Here is a 1,361-nt window from a genome sequence, read left to right as displayed (position 1 = left end):
GTCGTGCCGTTGAAGAGCGAGTACTGAGTCGGCTGGGCCAGGGCGTTGAACGACGTGCGCTCGACCAGCCACCGGCGCTGGTCGGCGCCGTAGAAGCTGCTGACGTTGTCGGTCATCCCCAGCGCGTTGTACCCGGTCACGGTCGTCTCGGACTGCAGGTCACCGACGCCCGGCGAACCGAGGCTGTTGACGGTGCCGTCGGGGTTGTACCCGGTGTAGTAGGTGTAGTCGCCGGCCAGACCCGTCTCGGACGCCGGAATCGTGACCGTGGAGACGGTGGCCCTGTAGCGGTCGTTGTACTGCACGACCGTCGACTTGTACTGCTGGCCGCTGACGTACCGGATGGACGCCGTCGGGTAGCCCTTGGCGTTGGTGACGCCGTCCTCGAACTTCGTCGTGTCGTACGTCCAACCGGCTAGCTGGTTGGCCGCCGTGATCGAGGTCTGGTACAGGCCGATCTTGCGGTCGAGGTTGTCGTACGTGGTGACGAGCACCTTGCCGCGGGCGTCGGTCGTCTTCGTCAGACGCCCCGCGTTGTCGTACTCCTTCGTCGTGGTCCCGCTGTCCGGGTCCTTCGACGATGTGTTGCGCCCGCGCAGGTCGTAGTCGTACGTCCACTCGAACCCGGCCGGGTCGACCACCTTCGACGGCAGCCCGCGCCGGTTGTAGTAGTAGGTGGTCTTGTCGTAGGTGCTCGGGTCGGAGTTGAGGTTGCCCGGGATTCGCGTCGCGAACTGCCACAGCTCGGTCGTGCGGCCGTCCTCGTCGGTGCGGGTCAGGCTGCCCGTGCCGCCCAGCGGTGGGGTGACCGCGGTGTAGTCGCCGCCGTAGTAGGTTTCGGTCCGCCAGCGTTCGCTGTTGTACGGCTGGAAGATCTCCGCGATCTCCCGGCCCGCGCCGTCATAGAGCAGCCGCGTCTGCGACGGGATCGTGAGGCCCTCGTCGACCGGGGCCACGATCGAGGTGCCCGGCGCACCGGAGGCGTCGTGATACACCTCGAAGGTGCGCGAGCGGCGTCCGGCGGTGTCGTAGAAGACGTCGGTGAGCAGCCGGCCGCCCGAGGGCGAGTCCGTCTGCGTCTGCCGTTCGCGGACCAGGCCGTCGTACAGCGAGTAGGAGGTGGTGTACCCGCCGGACGGATTCATGGTGTGCGTGATGACCGCGTTCGCGCCGGTGGCGCGGATCAGGTAGTCGTACGTCATGTTGGCGGTGGCGCCCGCCGTCCTGGACCGGTCCGGCAGCCAGACCCCGGTAAGCCGGCCGAGGCCGTCGTACGTCATGTCGGTGCGGCGGCTGTTCTGGTCGACGACCGACGTGGCGAGGCCCCAGGCCGGCTCGAGGTTCGTCGTGGTGGTCCAGTT

The 1,361-nt window shown here is 67.8% G+C and carries 1 pseudogene; it reads right to left on the bottom strand.

Features of this window, described 5'->3' with window-relative positions:
* Positions 1–1,361, bottom strand: a pseudogene (locus AB0B76_RS58970) (RHS repeat protein); the annotation flags it as partial.

The organism is Dactylosporangium sp. NPDC049140 (assembly GCF_040648435.1).
Note: the sequence above shows the minus strand (reverse complement) of the source record. Positions and strands in the feature narration are given on the sequence as shown.